This window comes from Telmatospirillum sp. J64-1 (genome assembly GCF_006980715.1).
GTDB lineage: Bacteria > Pseudomonadota > Alphaproteobacteria > Rhodospirillales > Magnetospirillaceae > Oleiliquidispirillum > Oleiliquidispirillum nitrogeniifigens.
The window spans coordinates 173,479-192,042 of sequence record NZ_SBHN01000003.1 but is presented as its reverse complement, the minus strand read 5'-3'; the positions used below and the strand labels follow the sequence as shown (position 1 = coordinate 192,042).

Below are 18,564 nucleotides of genomic sequence, written 5' to 3'. Positions count from 1 at the left end.
CTTGGCTGGGGTTATTCGGCTGGCCTGGACGACGGCACACGTTCGCCGAAATTGGGGATTTCCTCGAAATTGTGCAGCGGCGGCGGCGAACTGACCGTCCATTCCAGGGTGTTCGCCCCCGGACCCCAGGGATTGGCCGGGGCGCGTTCGCCCGCTACCAGGGTGCGCCACACCACCACCAGGAAGACCAGGGTGGCGAAGCCGGCGATGAAGGCGCCGATCGAGGAGACCATGTTCCAGCCGGCAAAGGCGTCCGGATAGTCGGGAATGCGCCGAGGCATGCCCGCCAAGCCCAGGAAATGCTGCGGGAAGAAGGCCAGGTTGACGCCGATGAAGGTCAGCCAGAAATGGATCTTGCCCAGGGTTTCGGGATATTGCCGCCCCGACATCTTGCCGATCCAGTAATAGAAACCGGCGAAGATCGCGTAGACGGCGCCCAGGCTGAGCACGTAGTGGAAATGCGCCACCACGTAATAGGTGTCGTGCAGCGCCACGGTCACCGGGGCATTCGCCAGCACGACGCCGGTGACGCCGCCCACGGTGAACAGGAAGACGAAGGCGATGGCCCACAGCATGGGCAGCTTGAACTCGATCGAGCCGCCCCACATGGTGGCGATCCAGCTGAACACCTTGATGCCCGTCGGCACGGCGATGATCATGGTCGCGGCCAGGAAGTAGGCGCGCGTATTCACGCTGAGGCCCACCGTGAACATGTGGTGCGCCCAGACCACGAAGCCGATGACCCCGATGGCGACCATGGCATAGGCCATGCCCAGATAGCCGAAGACCGGCTTGCGCGAGAAGGTCGAGATCACATGGCTGATGATGCCGAAGGCCGGCAGGATCATGATGTAGACCTCGGGATGGCCGAAGAACCAGAACAGGTGCTGGTACAGGATCGGGTCGCCGCCGCCCGAGGGGTCGAAGAAGGTGGTGCCGAAATTGCGGTCGGTCAGCAGCATGGTCAGCGCGCCCGCCAGTACCGGCACGGCCAGCAGCAGCAGGACCGAGGTCACCAGCATGGCCCAGGCGAAGAGCGGCATGCGGTGCATGGTCATGCCCGGGGCGCGCATGTTCAGGATGGTGGTGATGAAGTTGATGGCGCCCAGGATCGAGGACACCCCGGCGATATGCAGCGACAGGATGACGTAATCCACCGCCGCGTCCGGATGCCCCATGGTCGAGAGCGGCGGATAGAGCGTCCATCCGGTGCCCGGCCCCATGCCGGTGATGGCGGCCATGATCATCAGCAGGAAGGCCGGAGGCAGCAGCCAGAAGCTGATGTTGTTCATGCGCGGGAAGGCCATGTCCGGTGCGCCGATCATCAGCGGCAGGAACCAGTTGCCGAAACCGCCGATCAAGGCGGGCATCACCACAAAGAAGACCATGATCGCGCCATGGGCGGTGATGATGGCGTTGTAGAGCTGGTAATCGCCCCCGATCCAGCTCTCGGCCGGAGACATCAGCTCCAGGCGCAGCAGCATGGACAGGCCGCCGCCGACCAGGCCGGTGAAGATCGAGAAGATGATGTAAAGGGTGCCGATATCCTTGTGGTTGGTGGACAGCACCCAGCGGCGCCAGCCGGAGGGTGCTTCGTGGTCATGTCCACCGGCATGGCCCGGCGCGGTTTGTACGGTCATCTTACGGCCTCCCTCACTGCTGGCTCGTCTCTGCCCGGGCGATCTGCGGCCCGTCCGGCTTCTTGTTCAGCGCGAATTGTTCCTGAGCCTCTTCCAGCCACGCCTGGAATTCCTCGGGCGGCACCGCCCGGATCATGATCGGCATGAAGGCGTGATTGATGCCGCACAGCTCGTAGCATTGGCCGTAGAAGGTGCCGGGACGGGTGATCCGCACCCAGGTCTCGTTCAGGCGCCCCGGAACCGTGTCGGTCTTCAGCCCCAGGGACGGAATACCCCAGCTATGGATCACGTCCGAGGCGGTGAGGTGGATGCGGATATTGGTGTCGGTGGGCAGCACGACCACGTTGTCGGTGGTCAACTGGCGAAGCTGGTCGGGCTGCAGTTCCTCGTCGGGAACCATGATCGCGTCGAAGCCGATCTCGTAATCGGGATATTCGTAGGACCAGTACCATTGATGGCCGGTGACCTTCAGGGTCATGTCGGCTTCTTCGGTGCGGTCCATGAAATAGAGCAAACGAAAGGACGGAACCGCGATGGCCAGCAGCAGCAGGACCGGCACCGTCGTCCAAGCAATTTCCAGTACCGTATTATGCGACCATTTCGCCGGTTCTGGATTGCGGCTGGCCCGGAAGCGCCAGACGGCATAGCCCACAAGCGCCATCACCAGCAGCACAATGCCCAATACGATGACATTGAGCAGATTGTTAAGCTGGCTGATCCGTTCCATGGTCGGCGATGCCGGTTCCTGCATTCCCATCTGCCAGGGAACGGGGAAGCCGTCGGCCATCGCCGTGTCGGGCATTGCCAGGATGGACGCGGCCAGAAAAGCCGCCAGCATAAATACCTTTGTGGCGTTCATCGCTCACCCCCTGCTTCGGCCTTTAGGCGCGTGAGAGCGTTGGCCGCAAGACAAAACCGTCGCGTGGCGAGAATATCTCCCCATCGCAGCGGTAGAGGCTCGCGGCGCTTCTTCTTATCAACCTGACGATTTGGTGGCTCCGTCGCCGGTTACAATATCCCGTACCAGAAACTTATTTTCTGTGTGGATATCCCTATTTTCCAGGGTGCCCCATCCATTTGCGCCGAAGGTGCCGGGAAATCAGCAAAAATGGGTTAGGCCGAATGGCCGGGCAGGCCTTGCGGAGGAGTGAAAAATTTTTTCTCCCGCACCAATAGGGGGTGGCTGGAGCCGCCGTCATTGACCGGGCGGAGGAGGGCGCAGACATTCCTAACCATGGCTTCTCCCCCGGTTGTTCCGGCTTGGTTGTTCTGGAAGACACCCATGACGCTGCTTTCCGCTCCTGCGCTTGCCGCCGCCTTGGTGACGTCTCTTCTGGCCGCGGGGGTCCAGGCACGCGAAGCCCCGGAGGATTACGTCCAGTGGGCGGAGCAGGCCTTGGCCCGGCCGCCGGACGGGATGCGCATCGTCGAAAGCCTGGAAGCGCGCGTGCTGGACCTGACCAATCAGCAGCGGCGCGGGGAAGGGACGGCGGAGGCCGGGGAACTGGCGCCCGATGAAGGATTGCGGCGGGTCGCCCGCGCCCATGCCCTGGACATGCTGGAACGCGATTTCTTCGCCCATCACGATCCCTCGGGGCGTGGGCCGGACGAACGGGTAGCCCTGCTCGATCGCCGTTTCATCGGCGGCAGTGGCGAGAACCTGTTCCAGGCGGTCGGCAGCTTCGACGCAGAGTCAGAACGGATCGCCGCCACCGTGGTCGAGGGGCTGATGGAAAGCCCGGGCCACCGGCGCAACATGCTGGATCCGGAATTCACCCTGCTGGGCGTGGGGGCCGCCACGGCGGGCGACCGGCTTTATGTGGTCCAGGTCTTCGGCCGTCCGATGGGACGGCTGGATGCGGATCTGCCGCTGTCCCTGAGTCCGGGCAGCGGCCTGTCCCTGTCGATCGAGCCCGCGGCGGGCCAGCCCGAACCGCCCATGGCCGATCTGGTGGCGAATTTTCCCGAAGACATGGAAATCACCCCCGATCCCATCGGCCGCCTGTCCGCACCCGACCGGCCCGGTCCCTACCGTCTGGTCGTCCTGTTTCCGGAAGGCGAGGGGCGCTTCGCCGTGGCGCCGGGGCCGATGACCTTCATCGGCCCTCAGGCAGCGGAAGGGGAATAGGGGCCCGGAAGAGGCCGGGCCCCGCCTGCCTTATCGCTGTTCCGGCACCAACTCGTCGTGGCTGTCCTGGGCGAAATAGTCGCGGGTCAGCTTGACGATGACCGGGCTGAGGGCAACCAGCGAGATCAGGTTGGGGATGGCCATGAAGGCGTTGAGGACGTCGGCGATCAGCCAGACCAGGTCGAGCTGGGCCATGGCGCCGATCGGCACGGCCAGGGTCCACAGGACGCGGAAGGGCATCTTGCACTTGGCGCCCACCAGATAGGTCCAGCATTTCTCGCCGAAATAGGACCAGCCCAGGATGGTGGTGAAGGCGAACACCGCCAGGGCCAGGGTCACCACGACGCCGCCGGTGGTGGGCAGGGCGGTGGCGACGGCCTCGGTGGACAGGGCCGCGCCCGTCAGGCCCGAGGTCCAGGCACCCGAGGCGATGATGGCGAGACCGGTCATACTGCAGATGATGATCGTGTCGATGAAGGTTCCCATCATGCCGATGACGCCCGACCGCACGGGGCTGGAGCTCATGCCCGCCGCCTGGGCGATGCCCGCCGTTCCCAGCCCGGCCTCGTTGGAGAATACCCCGCGCGCCACGCCATAGCGCATGGCCGCCCAGACGGCGGCGCCGGCGAAGCCGCCGGTGGCGGCGGTGGGGGTGAAGGCATGGGTGAAGATCAGGGCGAAGGCGCCGGGGATCTCGGCGGCGTAGTAGAACAGGACGAACAGCGCGCCCAGCACGTAGATCACGCACATGGCCGGCACCAGGGCCTGGGCCACGGCGCCGATGCGGCGGATGCCGCCGACCACCACCAGCCCGGTCAGGACCATCAGGGCGAGGGCGCTGATCCAGGTCGGGATGTTGAACGTGGTCTCGGCGGCATGGGCCACGGTATTGGCCTGGACCATGTTGCCGATGCCGAAGCCCGCCAGCCCGCCGAACAGGGCGAAGGCGCCGCCCAGCACCGCCCATTTCGGACCCAAACCATTGCGGATGGCATACATGGGGCCGCCGACATATTCGCCGCTGCTGTCCTTTTCACGATAGTGAACGGCCAGCAGCACTTCCGAATATTTGGTCGCCATGCCCACCAGGGCGGTACACCACATCCAGAACATGGCGCCCGGCCCGCCCAGGGCGATGGCGGTGGCGACGCCCGCGATATTGCCGGTGCCGACCGTCGCGGCCAGCGCCGTCATCAAGGCGGCGAAGGGCGTGATCTCGCCGGGGCCGCCTGGTTTCCGGGCCTGCCAGACCATCCGGAAGCCGTAGCCGAGCCGGAACAGCGGCATGGCCTTGAGCATGACGTTGAGGAGCAGGCCTACGCCCAGGATGAGCACCAGCATGGGCGGTCCCCAGACCACCGCACTGACGCTGTCTAGAAAGGAAGAGAAAGTTTCCATGACACCTTCCCGCTATGGTTTCGGGAAAGTCTATCGAAGCTCGCGCGTCTAGAGAAGGTCTAAGTCCCCTGGACTAAAGCAGGGGGCTTATTTGCCCCACTTCAAGAACGTCCTGTTCTGCCAGCGCTGGTGTAGTTTCCTCCATTTCTTCTCCAGCCAGATCAGCGCCTTTCCCACCGGCTTGCGCAGGAAAGGCACGTCCTGGGCGATCAGCAGCAGCCCGATGGGCAGCAACTCCATGCCCAGGATCGGCAGGAACCAGAAGAAGCTGGCGATGATCAGCAGGATGCCGACGGGCAGGCGGACCCACCGGCTCTTGGGGTTGCGCAGCCATCGCAGGATGCGCGTCACCCGGTCGGGCAAGTCCTGTTCGAGCTTGTCGTATCCTTCGTCGAGAAGCCTTTTCCCGTCGTCATCCGCCATGGCCGGTCAGCCGCTTTGGCTGGCCGCCGCCTGCGCGTCGAGATGGGCCACCAGGTCCTGGGGCAGGTTCATCTTGGTCGCCAGTTCCTGGAGATAGGCCTGTTCGCGCGGGTCGTCGGGATCGATGGCAAGGCGCGAGGCCAGCCAGATTTCCGCCGCCTGCTCGCGGTTGGCGGCCAGCCCGGCGATCTCGTCCACGTTCAGCGGCTTGGCCAACTCGTCCATGATGAAGGCCTTTTCCTCGCTATCGAGCTGAAGCTGGCCGATACGGTCGAACAATTCACGTTGTTCGGTGGCGTCGATATGGCCGTCGGCCTTGGCCGCGGCGATCATCGCCTGGACGATGGCGATGCGGGCATCCCGGCCGTCCGCCGCCGGCTGCGCTTGGTTCATGTCGAAGGCGCTGCCGGCCGGGGGCTGGGGAACCTGCATCGCCTGCTGTCCGCCCTGCTGCGCCGCCTGCTGGGGCGAACGCTGCGCCGACCATTCCTGCCAGGCCTTGTAGGCCAACCCGCCCAGCATCGCCGACATGCCGTGACTGAAGAGCGAGCCGCCAGATTTGCGCCCCTTCTTGCTGCCCAGCAGCAGGCCGATCAGTCCGCCGCCCGCCGCGCCGGTCGCCAGTTGCCCCAGGCCTCCGGACAGGCCGGGGATGTTCGGGCCCTGATTCTGTGTCTGCCGCGACTGCGTGTTGCCCTGGTTCAGCATGCCCCCGAGATTCGAGCCCATTCCCGAACCCATGAAGTTTTCCAGCAGTTTCTTCGGATCGATCATGACCTTCCTTCTCCCGCAATGCTTGCCCTCCAGCCGTTGAGGTGGTCGATGCACCCATGGCGGGCAAGCTGAACTTGCGGGGGAGGGCGGGCGGTCAGGGCCAGGCGACGTCGGGGGGCAGGCTCATCAGGATGGCCTCGACATTGCCGCCGGTCTTCAGGCCGAAGGTGGTTCCCCGGTCGTAGAGCAGGTTGAACTCGACATAGCGGCCGCGCTTGATGCGCTGGGCCTGTTTCTGCTCGTCGGTCCAGGGCTGGTTCATGCGGCGGCGGACGATCCGGGGATAGATGTCGAGGAAGGCGCGGCCGACATCCTGGGTGAAGGCGAAATCATCCTCCCAGTTTCCCGTGTCGAGGCCGTCGTAGAAGATGCCGCCGACCCCGCGCGGCTCACCCCGATGAGGTAGGTAAAAGTATTCGTCGCACCATTTCTTGAAGCGGGGATAATGTTCCGGGTCATGGGCGTCGCAGGCCTGCTTCAACGCGCCGTGAAAGTCGTCGGTGTCTTCCTGATAGGGGAAAGTCGGTGTCAAGTCGGCCCCGCCGCCGAACCAGCTGCGCGTGGTGGCGATCATGCGCGTATTCATGTGCACGGCGGGAACCAGCGGATTCCACATATGGGCCACCAGCGAAATGCCCGCCGCCCAGAAGCGGGGGTCCTGGTCGGCGCCGGGAATGGATTTGGCGAATTCCGGGGTGAAGCGGCCGAACACGGTGGAGATGTTGACCCCGACCTTCTCGAAGACGCGGCCACGCATGATCGACATGGTGCCGCCGCCGCCTTTCGCGCCTTCCGCGCCGTCCTCATGCGGGCGTTCCCAGTCCTTGCGCTCGAAGCGTCCGGCGGGACGGTCGCTGGCGGTGAACTCGTCCTCGATGGCCTCGAAGGCCGCGCAGATCTCGTCGCGCAGGGAACGGAACCAGGCGCAGGCGCGGGTTTTACGCTGTTCGATCTCGGGAATCTCGGTCATGACTGCTCTTCTTTGGGAAAGAGCCCCGTCTGGCGCAGCGCCTCGGCCAGGACGATGGCGCCGGCGATGGCGACGTTCAGCGAGCGCAGGGGCGGGGCCATGGGAATGCGGATGCGGGCGTCGGCGGCCTCGGCCACCTCGTCGGGCACGCCCGAGGTTTCGCGTCCCAGCATCAGGATGTCGTCGGGGCGGAAGGTGAAATCCAGGTGGCTGGACGAGCCCTGGGTTGTCAGCAGCACCAGCCGTCCGGGCATGCTGCCGGACTGGCGCTGTTCCTGGAAGGCGCGCCAGGAGGAATGGCGCGTCAATCCGACATGGGCGACGTAATCCATGCCGGCGCGGCGCATGCGGCGGTCGTCGAACAAGAAGCCGCAGGGTTCGATGATGTCGACGCCTACGCCCATGCATGCGGCCAGCCTGAGGAGGGTGCCTGTATTCTGCGGAATATCGGGCTGGAAGAGGGCGATTCTCATGCTGAATAATGACAACCCGAGGTTGCTGTATTGACCATTCTGGGATTCGGGCCTTTCCAAATGGGGTATTCTGTCTTATAGAACGACGCGAAATCAGACGCACGCCGGAAAGGTGCCCACCCGCCCTCACCAGGGGCGGAGGCCCTTGAATCGGCTAAGCCGCTATGGTTAATAGACGCGCTTCTGCGGGCCAACAAGGGGTACTCTTATGGCTGATACGTCAACTCAAGCCCATGGCGCTAGCGGCCAGGGCGAAACTCGGCGGGACTTCCTGCTTTATGCGACGACGGCTGTCGGCGCGGTGGGTACGGCCCTGGCCGTCTGGCCGCTGATCCACAGCTTGAACCCGGCTGCCGACGTTCTGGCGCTGGCCTCGACCGAGGTTAATCTGGCTCCCATCGCCGAGGGCCAGGCCATTACCGTCACCTGGCGCGGTAAGCCGGTCTTCATCCGTCACCGCACCGCCGAGGAAATCGAAACGGCGCGGGCCGTCAATATCAACGAACTGCCCGATCCTCAGACCGATGAAGATCGCGTCCAGCGTCCCGAATGGCTGGTGATGATCGGCGTCTGCACCCATCTCGGCTGCGTTCCGCTCGGCCAGAAGGCGGCCGATCCCAAGGGCGCTTTCGGCGGCTGGTTCTGCCCGTGCCACGGCTCGCACTACGACACCGCCGGACGTATCCGCCGGGGTCCCGCGCCGGCCAACCTCGAGATCCCGGAATATACCTTCCTGGACGATACGACCATCCGGATCGGTTAGGAGCTGACTGATGAGCGGCCATTCCTTCGAGAACAAGACCATAAAGTGGGTCGACGAGCGCCTGCCGGTCTTTACGTTGCTGCGCCACAGCGCGATCGATTATCCGACCCCGAAGAATCTGAACTATTGGTGGAACTTCGGTTCGCTGGCCGGTCTCGTGCTGGTCATCATGATCGCCACCGGCCTGTTCCTGGCGATGTTCTACACCCCCCATACCAGCCTGGCCTTCGACTCGGTCGAGCGCATCATGCGCGACGTGAATTACGGCTGGCTGATCCGCTACATGCATGCCAACGGCGCGTCGATGTTCTTCATCGTCGTGTACATCCACATGTTCCGCGGCCTGTATTACGGTTCCTACAAGGGCCCGCGCGAAGTCCTGTGGTGGCTGGGTATCGTCATCCTGCTGCTGATGATGGGTACCGCCTTCATGGGCTACGTGCTTCCCTGGGGCCAGATGAGCTTCTGGGGCGCCACCGTCATCACCAACCTGTTCTCGGCCTTCCCGCTGGTCGGCGAGCACATCGTCACGCTGCTGTGGGGTGGCTTCTCGGTCGATAACCCGACCCTGAACCGCTTCTTCGCCCTGCACTTCCTGCTGCCCTTCGTCATCGTGGGCGTGGTGATCCTGCACATCTGGGCGCTGCACACCACCAAGTCGAACAACCCGCTGGGCATCGACGTCAAGTCGCCGCAGGACACCATTCCGTTCCATCCCTACTACACGATCAAGGATCTGTTCGGGGTGGGCGTCTTCATGATGTTCTACTTCGCCTTCGTGTTCTGGGCTCCGAACGCGCTCGGCCATCCGGACAACTACATCCCGGCCAACCCGATGGTGACGCCCGCGCATATCGTGCCGGAATGGTACTTCCTGCCCTTCTACGCGATCCTGCGTGCGGTTCCCGACAAGCTGGGCGGTGTGCTGGCCATGTTCGGCGCCATCGTGGTGCTGTTCTTCCTGCCCTGGCTCGACACCTCGAAGGTGCGTAGCGCGCGTTTCCGTCCGATCTACAAGCAGTTCTTCTGGCTGTTCGCGGCGAACGCGGTCTTCCTGGGCTATCTGGGCGCCATGCCGGCCGAAGGCATCTATGTGCCGCTGAGCCAGCTCGCCACGGCCTACTACTTCGGCCATTTCATTATCCTCATGCCGCTGCTGGGCTATCTCGAGCGTCCGCGTCCGCTGCCGCAGAGCATCAGCGCGCCCGTTCTGAAGGGCGGTGGCTATGCTGCCAGTGCTCAGCCGATGGAGAAGGCGTAATGCGTAAGTTCTTCAAAATCGCGATGGTGGCGGCCGGTCTGACCGCCGCCGCTGCCGGCAGCGCCCATGCCGCTGGTGAAGAAATCCACTACGAGTCGCAGAACTGGTCCTGGAACGGCATCTTCGGTCATTACGACCGGGCGCAGCTCCAGCGTGGCCTGCACATCTACCGCGAGGTCTGCGGCAACTGCCATGCGCTGAGCCTGGTGGCCTTCCGCAACCTGGAGGCCATCGGCCTGGACGAGGATTCCGTCCGTGCCCTGGCCGCCGAATACCAGGTGGTGGACGGCCCCAATGACGAAGGCGAGATGTTCGAGCGCGAAGGCCGCCCGTCCGACCGCTTCGTCAAGCCGTTCCCCAACGAACAGGCCGCCCGCGCCGCCAATAACGGTGCCTATCCGCCGGATCTGTCGTTGATCACCAAGGCCCGCGTCAACGGCCCGAACTACCTCTACGCCCTGATGACGGGCTATCAGGACGAGCCGGAAGGCGTCGAGCTGATGCCGGGTATGAACTACAACGTGGCCTTCCCCGGCCACCAGATCGCCATGCCGCCGCAGCTGTTCGACGACATGGTGAGCTATGCCGACGGCACGCCGGCCACGGTGGACCAGATGGCCCGCGACATCACCGCTTTCCTGAACTGGGCCGCCGAGCCCGAGCTGGAACAGCGCAAGTCGCTGGGCGTGAAGGTCATGCTGTTCCTGGCGGTGCTGACCGCGATGCTCTATGCGCTGAAGCGCCGCATCTGGTCTGACGTCCATTAAGCCGTCAGCCTGAAGAGCCTCGGTTCGCAGAAGAAGGGCCGCTCCCCGAAAGGGAGCGGCCTTTTTTTGTTTGGCGAATGCGCCCCGACACGGTAACAACCGGCGATCAGGTGTTTTCGGATCAGGAAGGGGAAAGCGCATGGCCCAGGGGAATGAGCCGGTGATCGGAATCATCGGCGGCAGCGGCATCTACGAGATCGACGGTCTGTCCAACACCGAATGGCGCAAGGTCGAAAGCCCCTTCGGCGAGCCCTCGGACGCCCTGTTGTTCGGCGAACTGGACGGCCAGAAGCTGGTCTTCCTGCCGCGCCATGGCCGCGGCCACCGCATTCCCCCCTCCGAACTGAACTACCGCGCCAATATCGATGTGATGAAGCGCGCCGGTGTCACCGAGATCATCTCGGTCAGCGCTGTGGGGTCGCTGCGCGAAGACCTGCCGCCGGGCACCTTCGTCATCGTCGACCAGTTCATCGACCGCACCTTCGCCCGCAACAAGAGCTTCTTCGGCACCGGCCTCGTCGCCCATGTCGGCATGGGCGATCCGGTCTGCGGCCGCCTGGGCGACGCCCTGGAAGAGGCAGCGAAGGAACTGGACATCGCCCATGTGCGCGGCGGCACCTATCTGGTGATGGAAGGCCCGCAATTCTCGACCAAGGCCGAATCCAACCTCTACCGTTCCTGGGGATGCAGCGTCATCGGCATGACCAACATGCCCGAGGCCAAGCTCGCCCGCGAGGCGGAGATGTGCTACGCCAGCGTCGCCATGGTCACCGATTTCGATTGCTGGCACGAAGATCATGACCATGTCAGCGTGGAAGCCGTGATCAAGGTGCTGCTGGCCAATGCCGACAAGGGCCGGTCCCTGGTCAAGCAGGTGGCGCCCAAGCTGCGCGCCCGCGCCCATGTCTGCACCGAGGGTTGCCATACCGTCCTGGACAACGCCATCATCACCGCACCCCAGGCCCGCGATCCGGAAATGATCGCCAAGCTGGACGCCGTCGCCGGCCGGGTGCTGAAGGGCTAAGGGAAAAGGAACGGGCTGCCGCCCGAACCCCATTCATGAGGTCCAGGAGGCAAGCCTCCTGGCGGGTGCAGGGCAGAGCCCTGCATTGTGACAGTTCAGGGAGCAGATCATGCGCGTCAACGGAGTTCCGCAGCGGACCATCTGGGTCGCCAAGGATGGATGGGCGGTCGAGATCATCGACCAGACCAAAATGCCCCATGCCTTCGAGACGATCCGCCTGGAAAGCATGGAAGACGCCGCCCGCGCCATCAAGGAGATGTGGGTGCGCGGGGCGCCGCTGATTGGCGCGACGGCGGCCTATGGCCTGTGCCTGGCGCTGCGCCGCGATCCCTCCACAGCGGCGCTGAAGGCGGCCTACGAGATGCTGCTGGCGACCCGCCCGACGGCCATCAACCTGCGCTGGGCGCTGGACGACATGATGGCGGTGCTGGAGCCCCTGGCCGAGGGCGAGCGCGTGGCGGCGGCCTATGCGCGGGCGGCGGAAATCTGCGACGAGGACGTGGCGATCAATCACGCCATCGGCCAGCATGGGCTGAAGGTCATCCAGTCCCTGGCCGAGCGCAAGGGCAGGGGAGACGTCTTCAACATCCTGACGCATTGCAATGCGGGCTGGCTGGCGACGGTGGATTGGGGCACGGCCCTGGCGCCCATCTACATGGCCCATGAAGCGGGGCTGAAGGTGCATGTCTGGGTGGACGAGACCCGTCCGCGCAACCAGGGCGCCAGCCTGACCGCCTGGGAACTGAACCAGCACGGCGTGCCCCATACGGTGATCGTGGACAATGCCGGCGGCCATATCATGCAGCACGGCATGGTCGACATGTGCATCGTCGGCACCGACCGCACCACGGCGCGCGGCGATGTCTGCAACAAGATCGGCACCTATTTGAAGGCGCTGGCCGCCCATGACAACGGCGTGCCCTTCTATGTGGCGCTGCCCAGCCCGACCATCGACTGGACCATCGCCGACGGCATCCGCGAGATCCCGATCGAGGAGCGCGATCCCGCCGAGGTCACCCAGATCACCGGCCGCGACGGCAACGGCCAGCCGGTGACCGTGACGATCACGCCCGAGGGCAGCCCGGCGGCGAATTACGCCTTCGACGTCACCCCGGCCCGTCTGGTCACCGGGCTGATCACCGAACGCGGACTCTGCGCGGCCAGCGAGGAAGGGCTGCTGGAGCTGTTCCCCGAGCGCCGCCCCAACCGGAAGGGCTGAGGCGATGATGGAGGGCAATCCGCGCCAGACCATCATCGACATCGCCTGCCGCCTGGAAAAGGCGGGGCTGAACAAGGTGGCCGCGGGTAATGTCAGCATCCGCAGCGGCGGGCGCTTCCTGATCACGCCTTCGGGCATGCCGCCGGGCCGGTTGCGGCCCCGCGACATCGTGGAGGTGGATTTCGACGGATATTGGGAAGGCGATGTGGCGCCGTCGAGCGAATGGCGCTTCCACCGCGACATCCTGGCCCTCCGCCCGGAATTCGGCGCCGTGGTCCATACCCATGCGCCCTTCTGCACCACGCTGGCCGTGCTGCGCCGGGATATTCCGGCCTTCCATTACATGGTCGCCATGGCCGGCGGTAAGGACATCCGCTGCGCGCCCTACGCCACCTTCGGCAGCCAGGAGCTTTCGGACCATGCCGTCGCGGCCCTGGAGGGGCGCAAGGCCTGCCTGCTGGCCAATCACGGCATGATCGCCTGTGGCGAGACTGCCGAGAAGGCGCTGTCGTTGGCGATCGAGGTGGAAAGCCTGGCCGAGCAATATTGGCGGGCCCTGCAGATCGGCGAGCCGGTCATCCTGGATGATGCGGAAATGGACCGGGTCATCGAGAAGTTCAAAACCTACGGCCCCGCCAATCGCGGGCGCTGAACCACTTTTACGGGAAGGGCAGCATGTATAATCATGTCCGGGGTCTCGATCATGTGGTCATTGCCGTGCGCGACGAGCAGCAGGGCCGGGAAAAGCTGAAACGCCTGGGCTTTGCCCTCGCGCCTCACGGCGTGCAGTTCCTGCGTGACCGCCTGGAACTGGCGGAAGGAGGCGGGCAGGGGCTTGCCGCCCTGGGCTTCGCCACCGACGACATCCAGGCCGCCGGGAGCAGCCTGTCCAAGGCGGGCGTGATCCTCGGCGAGCCGCGCGAGGTGACGCTGGGCGAGGGCGGAGCGCGGTTCCGGCTCATCGATCTGGATGCCTCGGCCACGCCCGGCGCCTCCTCGCGGATCTGCCAGTATCTCACCCCCGAACGCCTGATGGAGCCGGACTGGCTGCGCCATCCCAATGGCGCCCTGGGCATTCGCTCGGTCACCGTGGCCGTGGACGACCCGGAAGGCGTCGCCCTGGCCTGGGGGCGCGTCTTCGGCCCCGGCTCGACGACGCCGACCGACGATCTGGTGGCGGTGCATACCGATGCCGCCATGATCTTCCTCAGCCGGCCCGACGATGTGGACCAGATGCATCCCGATGCCGACCTGGACGAGCCGCCCGCCGCGCCGATGATCTTCGCCTTGACGATCTCGGTCGCCGATACCGACAAGGCGGCGGATGTCCTGAAGGAGGGGCAGGTTCCCTTCACCCGGGACAAGGAAGGCAGTGTCCGGATCGAAGCGGAAGACGGCTGCGGCTTCTATCTGGAGCTGGTTCGGGGCTGAGGTAAGCTCATAACCTTTATGAGATTGCGGTCTTCCGCCGAGCCGTCCGTCTGGGCTGGGAGGCGGACGCTTTCGCTGCTCCCCGTCTCCTGAAAAATGTGATAGGCACGCCCCCGTCATAGAGAACACGGGAATGTGCGAGATGGACGGCGTGGCTGTTCGGAGAAGCGAAGGCGGCTGGGGGCGGGAAATCAGGGCCATGCTGTCCCTGGCCTGGCCGCTGGTGCTGGCGAACCTGGCGCAGATCGCCATCAACACCACCGATGTGGTGATGATGGGCTGGCTGGGGCCGCAGGATCTGGCCGCCGGAACGCTGGGCAGCAGCTTCTTCTTCGTCTTCTTCATCACCGGCATGGGGGTGATGATCGGCACCGCGCCGCTGATGGCCCAGGCCTTGGGCCGCCGCCGCCACGCGGTGCGCGATGTGCGCCGGACCGTGCGCCAGGGCTTCTGGGTGGCGGCCATCATGAGCCTGCCGGTCTGGCTGGTGCTGAACTGGAGCGCGGGCATCCTGCCGGCTTTGGGACAGGATGCGGCCTTGTCGGCAAAGGCCGACGAATACATCCACTACCTGAAATGGAGCATCTTCTTCGGCTGGGCCTTCGTGGTGCTGCGTTCCTTCGTCAGCGCCCTGGAGAGGCCGCGCGCCGCCTTCGTCGTGACCTTCCTGGCCATCGGGCTGAATGCCTTCGTCAATTGGCTGCTGATGTTCGGCAATATGGGCGCCCCGGCCCTGGGGCTGGCGGGGGCGGGGATTGCCACGACCATCACCAATTTGTTCATGTTCTCGACGCTGCTCGGCTTCATCCTGCTCGACCGGCAATTGCGGCGCTTCTATATCCTGGGGCGGCTGTGGCGCTCGGACTGGGCGCGCTGCTGGGAGATCGTCAAGGTGGGCGGCCCGATCGGCGGCATCTTCGCCCTGGAAATGGGCGTGTTCAGCGCCGCCGTCTTCCTGATGGGGCTGATCGGCGCCGATGCCCTGGCCGCCAATGCCATCGCCCTGCAGGTCGTCAGCATCACCTTCATGGTGCCCATGGGGATCGGCCAGGCTGCGACGGTGCGCGTGGGCCTTGGCGTGGGCAGGGGGGATCCGTTGCAGACAGGCCGGGCCGGATGGGCGGCCTTGGCCATGTCCGTCCTGTTCATGGCGATGATGGCCGTGCTGCTGGTCAGCATGCCCCGGCTTTTCGTCTCTCCCTTCCTCGACCTCAGCGACCCCGAGGCGCGGCAGGTGGCGCGGCTGGCCGCCGAATTCCTGGCCCTGGCAGGCCTGTTCCAGGTGGTGGACGGCGCCCAGACCACCGCCGCCGGGGCGCTGCGCGGCCTGAAGGATACCCGGATGCCGATGGTCTTCGCCGGGATCGGCTATTGGGTGCTCGGTTTGCCTTGCGGCGCGCTGCTGGCCTTCTGGCTGGGGCTGGGCGGCGTCGGCGTCTGGGGCGGTCTCGCCCTCGGCCTGTCCGTCGTGGCGGGGCTGATGACCTGGCGCTGGGCGCGGCGCGAGACGCTGGGTTTGGTGTGAGCCTTGAGCTCTACCCAAACCCGGCAGGAGGCGCGGCCTCCTGCACCTCATTCCTTCTCCTTGTTCATGCTTCGAGACGCCGCTTTGCGGCTCCTCAGCATGAGGATAATTTTTTATTCTTCTTCAACAAGATAAACCTCATGCTGAGGAGGCCCGAAGGGCCGTCTCGAAGCATGGAGCGAGCCCAAAACAAGAAAGGGCGCCGAAGCGCCCTTCAGATTGCTGACAAAGCCGATGCCGCCCGCAGAAAAACGTCACCCCCGCGGAGGCGGGGGTCCATGTTGGGAATCGTGAAGATGTAAGCCGCTAAATATGGATGCTGCGGTTCCATGGACTCCCGCTTTCGCGGGAGTGACGAGGAAAAAAGGGGGTTTGTCAGCAGTCTTAAGGGCGCCGAAGCGCCCTTTTTTACACGTTGAACAGGAAGTGGAAGATATCGCCGTCCTGGACGAGGTATTCCTTACCCTCCAGCCGCATCTTGCCGGCTTCCTTGGCGCCTTGTTCGCCGTTGCAGGCGATGAAGTCGTCATAGGAGATGGTTTCGGCGCGGATGAAGCCGCGTTCGAAATCGGTGTGGATGACGCCTGCGGCCTGCGGGGCCTTCTTGCCCTTTTCCAGGGTCCAGGCATGGGCTTCCTTGGGACCGACGGTGAAGAAGGTCAGAAGCTGCAGCAGGTCGTAGCCGGCGCGGATGACGCGGGTCAGGCCGGTTTCCTCGAGGCCCAGGGCTTCGAGGAATTCGCGCTTGTCCTCGTCGCTCTGCAATTGCGAGACTTCGGCCTCGATGGCGGCCGAGATCACCACATGGGCGGCACCCTGGGCGGCGGCCATCTCGGCGACGCGCGCGGAGAATTCGTTGCCTTCGGCGGCCGAGGCTTCCTCGACATTGCAGGCATAGAGGACGGGCTTGGAGGTCAGCAGGCCCAGGCGCTTGAAGGTGACCAGTTCGTCGCCCTCGAAGGGAACGCTGCGGGCGGGCTTGCCGTTGCGCAGGGCTTCGAGCACCGGCTCCATCACCGCGATCTGCTCCTTGGCTTCCTTGTCGCCGCCCTTGGCCTTCTTGGCCATGTTGGTGATGCGCTTTTCCAGGCTTTCCATGTCGGCGAGCATCAGCTCGGTCTCGATGGTTTCGGCGTCGCGTACCGGATCGACCGAACCTTCGACATGGGTGATGTCGGAATCCTCGAAGCAGCGCAGCACATGGACGATGGCGTCCACCTCGCGGATATTGGCGAGGAACTGGTTGCCCAGGCCTTCACCCTTGGAGGCACCGCGCACCAGACCGGCGATGTCGACGAATTCGAGCTGGGTCGGCAGGATCTTCTGCGACTTGGCGATCGCCGCCAGCTTCTCCAGGCGCGGATCGGGCACCGCCACGCGGCCGACATTGGGCTCGATGGTGCAGAAGGGATAGTTCGCCGCCTGGGCCGCCGCCGTCTGGGTCAGGGCGTTGAACAGGGTGGACTTGCCGACATTGGGCAGGCCGACGATGCCGCAGTTGAAACCCATGATTTTTCCCGTCCTAATCGGTGGTCTTTTTCGCCTTGGGCGGCGCGGTCAAGGTATTGACCTTGGTCATGAACAGATTGTCGTCTCCCTGGATCAGCAGGGGAAAGGCCTCGGCCACGGCGTCGAGCAGCGGATGCAGCCAGACTTCCTCGGCCTTGCTGAAATCCTGCAGGACATAGGGCGAGACCAGGTTGCGGTCGCCGGGATGGCCGATGCCCAGCCTGACCCGGCGGTATTCCTTGCCGAGATGGGCGTCGATGCTCTTCAGGCCGTTATGGCCGCCGGCACCGCCGCCGCGCTTGACGCGCAGCTTGCCCGGAGCAAGGTCCAGCTCGTCGTGGATCACCACGATGTCGATGACCGGGATCTTGAGGAAACGCGCCGCTGCCGCCACGGATTGGCCCGAGAGGTTCATATAGGTCTCGGGCTTCAGCATCAGGCAGCGCTGGCCATTGATGCTGCCTTCGGCCAGTTGGCCCTGGAATTTGGAACGCCAGGGGCCAAAGGAATAGCGGCGGACGATCTCGTCCGCCGCCATGAAGCCGATATTGTGGCGGTTCTTGGCGTAACCCGATCCCGGGTTGCCGAGGCCCACCAGCAGAAGCATCGGTCGTCTTACGCTTGTTCTTCTTCACCCGCAGCCGCCGGAGCGACGGTGGGCGCCGCAATGGTGGCAACGGTGAAGTCGCGGTCGGTGATCGTCGGCTTCACGCCTTCCGGCAGCTTGACCGAGCTGATATGGATCGAATCGCCGATATCGGCGCCGGTCAGGTCGATCTGGATGCTTTCCGGAGCGGCGGCCGGGGTGCAACGCACTTCGATGGCATGACGCACGACGTTCAGCACGCCGCCGCGCTTCAGGCCCGGCGAAGCGGTGTCGTTGACGAAGATCACCGGGATTTCCATCGTGATTACGGTGTCGGCGGACACGCGCAGGAAGTCCACATGCTGCGGCTGGTCGGTGACCGGGTGCAGCTGGATGTCGCGCGCCATCACGCGCTCGGTGCCGGCATCGCCCAGGTCGATGTCGTACATATGGGCATAGAAGCCGCCGCGGGCCATCTGGGCACGCAGGAGGCGGGGATCCATGGCGATCAGGGTCGGGGCCTGCTTGTTGCCGTAGATGACACCGGGCACGAGACCTTCACGGCGCGTGGCACGGGCGGCCCCCTTTCCGGCCCGGTCGCGCAGCTGAGCCTTCATAGCGATCACGTCGCTCATCGTAAAACTCCATCAAAAAAGGCGACGCGGCCTCCAGG

General features: G+C 64.7%; 19 protein-coding genes. 9 read left to right on the top strand and 10 right to left on the bottom strand.

Going from position 1 to position 18,564, the window contains the following annotated elements; all coding sequences use genetic code 11:
• Positions 1-11: 11 nt before the first annotated feature.
• Together ctaD and coxB are read right to left on the bottom strand one after the other, a co-directional pair.
• The gene (ctaD, locus tag EPD66_RS04675) at positions 12-1,640 is read right to left on the bottom strand and encodes a cytochrome c oxidase subunit I (RefSeq protein ID WP_142847313.1); all 1,629 of its coding nucleotides are present in this window, start codon (positions 1,638-1,640) and stop codon (positions 12-14) included.
• A gap of 13 nt (positions 1,641-1,653) precedes the next feature.
• Positions 1,654-2,499, bottom strand: coding sequence for a cytochrome c oxidase subunit II (coxB, locus tag EPD66_RS04670; RefSeq protein WP_142847312.1), 846 nt, complete (start codon positions 2,497-2,499; stop codon positions 1,654-1,656).
• A 423-nt stretch (positions 2,500-2,922) separates the two neighbouring features.
• On the opposite strand from coxB, the gene EPD66_RS04665 reads away from it, so the two are divergent.
• The gene (locus EPD66_RS04665; RefSeq protein ID WP_185961251.1) at positions 2,923-3,768 is read left to right on the top strand and encodes a CAP domain-containing protein; all 846 of its coding nucleotides are present in this window, start codon (positions 2,923-2,925) and stop codon (positions 3,766-3,768) included.
• 30 nt (positions 3,769-3,798) lie between these two features.
• On the opposite strand, the gene EPD66_RS04660 is transcribed toward EPD66_RS04665, so the two are convergent.
• From EPD66_RS04660 to EPD66_RS04640, 5 genes are all read right to left on the bottom strand, one after another.
• Positions 3,799-5,166, bottom strand: coding sequence for a sodium:alanine symporter family protein (locus EPD66_RS04660; RefSeq protein ID WP_142847310.1), 1,368 nt, complete (start codon positions 5,164-5,166; stop codon positions 3,799-3,801).
• Positions 5,167-5,253: 87 nt separating this feature from the next.
• Positions 5,254-5,589: a hypothetical protein gene (locus tag EPD66_RS04655; protein WP_142847309.1), complete on the bottom strand. Its 336-nt coding sequence runs from the start codon at positions 5,587-5,589 to the stop codon at positions 5,254-5,256.
• 6 nt (positions 5,590-5,595) lie between these two features.
• Positions 5,596-6,363 carry a tellurite resistance TerB family protein gene (locus EPD66_RS04650; RefSeq protein WP_255448365.1) on the bottom strand — a complete coding sequence of 256 codons (768 nt, stop codon included), beginning with the start codon at positions 6,361-6,363 and terminating at the stop codon, positions 5,596-5,598.
• A gap of 94 nt (positions 6,364-6,457) precedes the next feature.
• Positions 6,458-7,333, bottom strand: a complete 876-nt coding sequence (hemF, locus tag EPD66_RS04645; RefSeq protein WP_142847308.1) for an oxygen-dependent coproporphyrinogen oxidase — start codon at positions 7,331-7,333, stop codon at positions 6,458-6,460.
• Positions 7,330-7,806, bottom strand: a complete 477-nt coding sequence (locus tag EPD66_RS04640; protein ID WP_142847307.1) for a tRNA (cytidine(34)-2'-O)-methyltransferase — start codon at positions 7,804-7,806, stop codon at positions 7,330-7,332. Before EPD66_RS04640 ends, hemF begins: the two co-directional genes overlap by 4 nt.
• Before the next feature lie 208 nt (positions 7,807-8,014).
• Between EPD66_RS04640 and petA the strand changes: the two genes are divergently transcribed.
• From petA to EPD66_RS04600, 8 genes are all read left to right on the top strand, one after another.
• A complete protein-coding gene (gene petA, locus EPD66_RS04635) occupies positions 8,015-8,569 on the top strand; it encodes a ubiquinol-cytochrome c reductase iron-sulfur subunit (RefSeq protein WP_142847306.1) in 555 nt (184 codons plus the stop codon).
• A 10-nt stretch (positions 8,570-8,579) separates the two neighbouring features.
• Positions 8,580-9,830, top strand: coding sequence for a cytochrome b/b6 (locus EPD66_RS04630; RefSeq protein ID WP_142847305.1), 1,251 nt, complete (start codon positions 8,580-8,582; stop codon positions 9,828-9,830).
• Positions 9,830-10,597 carry a cytochrome c1 gene (locus tag EPD66_RS04625; RefSeq protein ID WP_142847304.1) on the top strand — a complete coding sequence of 256 codons (768 nt, stop codon included), beginning with the start codon at positions 9,830-9,832 and terminating at the stop codon, positions 10,595-10,597. The genes EPD66_RS04630 and EPD66_RS04625 overlap by 1 nt, the downstream gene beginning before the upstream one ends.
• A 139-nt stretch (positions 10,598-10,736) precedes the next feature.
• A complete protein-coding gene (locus EPD66_RS04620) occupies positions 10,737-11,621 on the top strand; it encodes an S-methyl-5'-thioadenosine phosphorylase (RefSeq protein WP_142847303.1) in 885 nt (294 codons plus the stop codon).
• Positions 11,622-11,730: 109 nt separating this feature from the next.
• Entirely contained in the window at positions 11,731-12,840 is a 1,110-nt protein-coding gene (mtnA, locus tag EPD66_RS04615) for an S-methyl-5-thioribose-1-phosphate isomerase (RefSeq protein ID WP_142847302.1), read from the top strand.
• A 4-nt stretch (positions 12,841-12,844) separates the two neighbouring features.
• Positions 12,845-13,492, top strand: a complete 648-nt coding sequence (locus EPD66_RS04610) for a class II aldolase/adducin family protein (protein WP_142847301.1) — start codon at positions 12,845-12,847, stop codon at positions 13,490-13,492.
• A gap of 23 nt (positions 13,493-13,515) precedes the next feature.
• Positions 13,516-14,271, top strand: coding sequence for a VOC family protein (locus EPD66_RS04605; RefSeq protein WP_142847300.1), 756 nt, complete (start codon positions 13,516-13,518; stop codon positions 14,269-14,271).
• A 133-nt stretch (positions 14,272-14,404) separates the two neighbouring features.
• Complete coding sequence (locus EPD66_RS04600; RefSeq protein WP_255448364.1) at positions 14,405-15,796, top strand: MATE family efflux transporter; 1,392 nt, start codon at positions 14,405-14,407, stop codon at positions 15,794-15,796.
• 408 nt (positions 15,797-16,204) lie between these two features.
• Here EPD66_RS04600 and ychF read toward each other — a convergent pair whose 3' ends face one another.
• Genes ychF through EPD66_RS04585 form a run of 3 tightly spaced genes read right to left on the bottom strand, consistent with a single transcriptional unit; the run spans position 16,205 to position 18,526 of the window.
• A complete protein-coding gene (gene ychF, locus EPD66_RS04595; RefSeq protein ID WP_142847299.1) occupies positions 16,205-17,305 on the bottom strand; it encodes a redox-regulated ATPase YchF in 1,101 nt (366 codons plus the stop codon).
• 13 nt (positions 17,306-17,318) lie between these two features.
• A complete protein-coding gene (gene pth, locus EPD66_RS04590; RefSeq protein ID WP_142847298.1) occupies positions 17,319-17,912 on the bottom strand; it encodes an aminoacyl-tRNA hydrolase in 594 nt (197 codons plus the stop codon).
• A gap of 8 nt (positions 17,913-17,920) precedes the next feature.
• On the bottom strand, positions 17,921-18,526 hold the full coding sequence (locus tag EPD66_RS04585; protein ID WP_142847297.1) for a 50S ribosomal protein L25/general stress protein Ctc: 606 nt from the start codon (positions 18,524-18,526) through the stop codon (positions 17,921-17,923).
• Positions 18,527-18,564 lie beyond the last annotated feature (38 nt).

What these genes read in the sequence shown, in the direction of transcription:
- ctaD (WP_142847313.1), bottom strand. Translation starts at nt 1,640, where the DNA reads ATGACCGTACAAACCGCGCCGGGCCATGCCGGTGGACATGACCACGAA.
- coxB (WP_142847312.1), bottom strand. Translation starts at nt 2,499, where the DNA reads ATGAACGCCACAAAGGTATTTATGCTGGCGGCTTTTCTGGCCGCGTCC.
- EPD66_RS04665 (WP_185961251.1), top strand. Translation starts at nt 2,923, where the DNA reads ATGACGCTGCTTTCCGCTCCTGCGCTTGCCGCCGCCTTGGTGACGTCT.
- EPD66_RS04660 (WP_142847310.1), bottom strand. Translation starts at nt 5,166, where the DNA reads ATGGAAACTTTCTCTTCCTTTCTAGACAGCGTCAGTGCGGTGGTCTGG.
- EPD66_RS04655 (WP_142847309.1), bottom strand. Translation starts at nt 5,589, where the DNA reads ATGGCGGATGACGACGGGAAAAGGCTTCTCGACGAAGGATACGACAAG.
- EPD66_RS04650 (WP_255448365.1), bottom strand. Translation starts at nt 6,363, where the DNA reads ATGATCGATCCGAAGAAACTGCTGGAAAACTTCATGGGTTCGGGAATG.
- hemF (WP_142847308.1), bottom strand. Translation starts at nt 7,333, where the DNA reads ATGACCGAGATTCCCGAGATCGAACAGCGTAAAACCCGCGCCTGCGCC.
- EPD66_RS04640 (WP_142847307.1), bottom strand. Translation starts at nt 7,806, where the DNA reads ATGAGAATCGCCCTCTTCCAGCCCGATATTCCGCAGAATACAGGCACC.
- petA (WP_142847306.1), top strand. Translation starts at nt 8,015, where the DNA reads ATGGCTGATACGTCAACTCAAGCCCATGGCGCTAGCGGCCAGGGCGAA.
- EPD66_RS04630 (WP_142847305.1), top strand. Translation starts at nt 8,580, where the DNA reads ATGAGCGGCCATTCCTTCGAGAACAAGACCATAAAGTGGGTCGACGAG.
- EPD66_RS04625 (WP_142847304.1), top strand. Translation starts at nt 9,830, where the DNA reads ATGCGTAAGTTCTTCAAAATCGCGATGGTGGCGGCCGGTCTGACCGCC.
- EPD66_RS04620 (WP_142847303.1), top strand. Translation starts at nt 10,737, where the DNA reads ATGGCCCAGGGGAATGAGCCGGTGATCGGAATCATCGGCGGCAGCGGC.
- mtnA (WP_142847302.1), top strand. Translation starts at nt 11,731, where the DNA reads ATGCGCGTCAACGGAGTTCCGCAGCGGACCATCTGGGTCGCCAAGGAT.
- EPD66_RS04610 (WP_142847301.1), top strand. Translation starts at nt 12,845, where the DNA reads ATGATGGAGGGCAATCCGCGCCAGACCATCATCGACATCGCCTGCCGC.
- EPD66_RS04605 (WP_142847300.1), top strand. Translation starts at nt 13,516, where the DNA reads ATGTATAATCATGTCCGGGGTCTCGATCATGTGGTCATTGCCGTGCGC.
- EPD66_RS04600 (WP_255448364.1), top strand. Translation starts at nt 14,405, where the DNA reads ATGTGCGAGATGGACGGCGTGGCTGTTCGGAGAAGCGAAGGCGGCTGG.
- ychF (WP_142847299.1), bottom strand. Translation starts at nt 17,305, where the DNA reads ATGGGTTTCAACTGCGGCATCGTCGGCCTGCCCAATGTCGGCAAGTCC.
- pth (WP_142847298.1), bottom strand. Translation starts at nt 17,912, where the DNA reads ATGCTTCTGCTGGTGGGCCTCGGCAACCCGGGATCGGGTTACGCCAAG.
- EPD66_RS04585 (WP_142847297.1), bottom strand. Translation starts at nt 18,526, where the DNA reads ATGAGCGACGTGATCGCTATGAAGGCTCAGCTGCGCGACCGGGCCGGA.